A 4,376-nucleotide genomic window follows, 5' to 3' on the forward strand; every position below is an offset into this window, starting at 1 on the left:
TTCGAAAAACAGCTTGACGGAAAGATGAGGTGCTGTAGAATGCGCGCCTCGGTTGAGACGAAAGACTTGACCAACTGTTCTTTAACAACTGAATCAAGCAATTCGTGTGGGTGCTTGTGAGGTAAGACTGGTAGTCGACTGATTATCAGCATCACAAGTAACACTCGTGAATTCGAGAGTTTTTTGCGATTGCTGAGCCAAGTTTAGGGTTTTCTCAAAACCCAAGCAGTATTGAACTGAAGAGTTTGATCATGGCTCAGATTGAACGCTGGCGGCAGGCCTAACACATGCAAGTCGAGCGGATGAGAGGAGCTTGCTCCTTGATTTAGCGGCGGACGGGTGAGTAATGCCTAGGAATCTGCCTAGTGGTGGGGGATAACGTTCCGAAAGGAACGCTAATACCGCATACGTCCTACGGGAGAAAGCGGGGGATCTTCGGACCTCGCGCCATTAGATGAGCCTAGGTCGGATTAGCTAGTTGGTGAGGTAAAGGCTCACCAAGGCGACGATCCGTAACTGGTCTGAGAGGATGATCAGTCACACTGGAACTGAGACACGGTCCAGACTCCTACGGGAGGCAGCAGTGGGGAATATTGGACAATGGGCGAAAGCCTGATCCAGCCATGCCGCGTGTGTGAAGAAGGTCTTCGGATTGTAAAGCACTTTAAGTTGGGAGGAAGGGTATTCACCTAATACGTGAGTATTTTGACGTTACCGACAGAATAAGCACCGGCTAACTTCGTGCCAGCAGCCGCGGTAATACGAAGGGTGCAAGCGTTAATCGGAATTACTGGGCGTAAAGCGCGCGTAGGTGGTTCGTTAAGTTGGATGTGAAAGCCCCGGGCTCAACCTGGGAACTGCATCCAAAACTGGCGAGCTAGAGTACGGTAGAGGGTGGTGGAATTTCCTGTGTAGCGGTGAAATGCGTAGATATAGGAAGGAACACCAGTGGCGAAGGCGACCACCTGGACTGATACTGACACTGAGGTGCGAAAGCGTGGGGAGCAAACAGGATTAGATACCCTGGTAGTCCACGCCGTAAACGATGTCAACTAGCCGTTGGAATCCTTGAGATTTTAGTGGCGCAGCTAACGCATTAAGTTGACCGCCTGGGGAGTACGGCCGCAAGGTTAAAACTCAAATGAATTGACGGGGGCCCGCACAAGCGGTGGAGCATGTGGTTTAATTCGAAGCAACGCGAAGAACCTTACCTGGCCTTGACATGCTGAGAACTTTCCAGAGATGGATTGGTGCCTTCGGGAACTCAGACACAGGTGCTGCATGGCTGTCGTCAGCTCGTGTCGTGAGATGTTGGGTTAAGTCCCGTAACGAGCGCAACCCTTGTCCTTAGTTACCAGCACGTTATGGTGGGCACTCTAAGGAGACTGCCGGTGACAAACCGGAGGAAGGTGGGGATGACGTCAAGTCATCATGGCCCTTACGGCCAGGGCTACACACGTGCTACAATGGTCGGTACAAAGGGTTGCCAAGCCGCGAGGTGGAGCTAATCCCATAAAACCGATCGTAGTCCGGATCGCAGTCTGCAACTCGACTGCGTGAAGTCGGAATCGCTAGTAATCGTGAATCAGAATGTCACGGTGAATACGTTCCCGGGCCTTGTACACACCGCCCGTCACACCATGGGAGTGGGTTGCTCCAGAAGTAGCTAGTCTAACCTTCGGGGGGACGGTTACCACGGAGTGATTCATGACTGGGGTGAAGTCGTAACAAGGTAGCCGTAGGGGAACCTGCGGCTGGATCACCTCCTTAATCGAAGACACCGGCTTTCTCATAAGCTCCCACACGAATTGCTTGATTCATAGTCGAAGACGATGCTGTAACGCGACCCTGTTATAGGTCTGTAGCTCAGTTGGTTAGAGCGCACCCCTGATAAGGGTGAGGTCGGCAGTTCAAATCTGCCCAGACCTACCAATTGCTTGGTGCAGATGATTACGGGGCCATAGCTCAGCTGGGAGAGCGCCTGCTTTGCACGCAGGAGGTCAGCGGTTCGATCCCGCTTGGCTCCACCACTCTCGCGCGTTGCGGTAGCAGTGAAAGAGTTCAGAAATGAGCGCTTCAGGGGTGACCTGGTGAGTGCTGATTTCTGGTCTTTTGACCGGTACGAAAATCGTTCTTTAAAAATTTGGGTATGTGATAGAAGTGACTGATTGATTGCTTTCACTGGCAATTGATCTGGTCAAGGTAAAATTTGTAGTTCTCAAGACGCAAATTTTCGGCGAATGTCGTCTTCACGATTGAGATCGTAACCAGATTGCTTGGGGTTATATGGTCAAGTGAAGAAGCGCATACGGTGGATGCCTTGGCAGTCAGAGGCGATGAAAGACGTGGTAGCCTGCGAAAAGCTTCGGGGAGTCGGCAAACAGACTTTGATCCGGAGATCTCTGAATGGGGGAACCCACCCAGCATAAGCTGGGTATCACACACTGAATACATAGGTGTGTGAGGCGAACCAGGGGAACTGAAACATCTAAGTACCCTGAGGAAAAGAAATCAACCGAGATTCCCTAAGTAGTGGCGAGCGAACGGGGACTAGCCCTTAAGTTGATTTGAGAGTAGCGGAACGCTCTGGAAAGTGCGGCCATAGTGGGTGATAGCCCTGTACGCGAAACTCTCTTGTCAATGAAATCGAGTAGGACGGGGCACGAGAAACCTTGTCTGAACATGGGGGGACCATCCTCCAAGGCTAAATACTACTGACTGACCGATAGTGAACCAGTACCGTGAGGGAAAGGCGAAAAGAACCCCGGAGAGGGGAGTGAAATAGAACCTGAAACCGTATGCGTACAAGCAGTGGGAGCGGACTTTGTTCCGTGACTGCGTACCTTTTGTATAATGGGTCAGCGACTTATATTCAGTGGCGAGCTTAACCGAATAGGGGAGGCGTAGCGAAAGCGAGTCTTAATAGGGCGCTTTAGTCGCTGGGTATAGACCCGAAACCGGGCGATCTATCCATGGGCAGGTTGAAGGTTAGGTAACACTGACTGGAGGACCGAACCGACTACCGTTGAAAAGTTAGCGGATGACCTGTGGATCGGAGTGAAAGGCTAATCAAGCTCGGAGATAGCTGGTTCTCCTCGAAAGCTATTTAGGTAGCGCCTCGTGTATCACTGCTGGGGGTAGAGCACTGTTTCGGCTAGGGGGTCATCCCGACTTACCAAACCGATGCAAACTCCGAATACCGGCAAGTGTCAGCACGGGAGACACACGGCGGGTGCTAACGTCCGTCGTGAAAAGGGAAACAACCCAGACCGTCAGCTAAGGTCCCAAAGTTATGGTTAAGTGGGAAACGATGTGGGAAGGCTTAGACAGCTAGGAGGTTGGCTTAGAAGCAGCCACCCTTTAAAGAAAGCGTAATAGCTCACTAGTCGAGTCGGCCTGCGCGGAAGATGTAACGGGGCTCAAACCATACACCGAAGCTACGGGTTCATCTTAGGATGAGCGGTAGAGGAGCGTTCTGTAAGCCTGTGAAGGTGAGTTGAGAAGCTTGCTGGAGGTATCAGAAGTGCGAATGCTGACATGAGTAACGACAATGCGAGTGAAAAACTCGCACGCCGAAAGACCAAGGTTTCCTGCGCAACGTTAATCGACGCAGGGTTAGTCGGCCCCTAAGGCGAGGCAGAAATGCGTAGTCGATGGGAAACGGGTTAATATTCCCGTACTTCTAGTTACTGCGATGGAGGGACGGAGAAGGCTAGGCCAGCACGGCGTTGGTTGTCCGTGTTTAAGGTGGTAGGCTGGTTTCTTAGGTAAATCCGGGAGATCAAGGCCGAGAGCTGATGACGAGCGTTCTTTTAGAATGCGAAGTGGTTGATGCCATGCTTCCAGGAAAAGCTTCTAAGCTTCAGGTAACTAGGAACCGTACCCCAAACCGACACAGGTGGTTAGGTAGAGAATACCAAGGCGCTTGAGAGAACTCGGGTGAAGGAACTAGGCAAAATGGCACCGTAACTTCGGGAGAAGGTGCGCCGGTGAGGGTGAAGCATTTACTGCGTAAGCCCATGCCGGTCGAAGATACCAGGCCGCTGCGACTGTTTATTAAAAACACAGCACTCTGCAAACACGAAAGTGGACGTATAGGGTGTGACGCCTGCCCGGTGCCGGAAGGTTAATTGATGGGGTTAGCGCAAGCGAAGCTCTTGATCGAAGCCCCGGTAAACGGCGGCCGTAACTATAACGGTCCTAAGGTAGCGAAATTCCTTGTCGGGTAAGTTCCGACCTGCACGAATGGCGTAACGATGGCGGCGCTGTCTCCACCCGAGACTCAGTGAAATTGAAATCGCTGTGAAGATGCAGTGTATCCGCGGCTAGACGGAAAGACCCCGTGAACCTTTACTATAGCTTTGCACTGGACTTTG

At 51.8% G+C, this 4,376-nt stretch carries 2 tRNA genes and 2 rRNA genes; all 4 read left to right on the forward strand.

Annotated features, from left to right (window positions below):
- Positions 1 to 233: 233 nt before the first annotated feature.
- Positions 234 to 1,770 (forward strand): 16S ribosomal RNA (locus N878_RS13500).
- 85 nt (positions 1,771 to 1,855) lie between these two features.
- Positions 1,856 to 1,932, forward strand: a tRNA-Ile gene (locus N878_RS13505).
- Between the two features lie 22 nt (positions 1,933 to 1,954).
- A tRNA-Ala gene (locus N878_RS13510) sits at positions 1,955 to 2,030 on the forward strand.
- A 258-nt stretch (positions 2,031 to 2,288) separates the two neighbouring features.
- A 23S ribosomal RNA gene (locus N878_RS13515) occupies positions 2,289 to 4,376 on the forward strand; the annotation flags it as partial.

Origin of the sequence: Pseudomonas sp. EGD-AK9, from assembly GCF_000465935.2 — a bacterium.
Taxonomy (GTDB): Bacteria; Pseudomonadota; Gammaproteobacteria; order Pseudomonadales; family Pseudomonadaceae; genus Aquipseudomonas.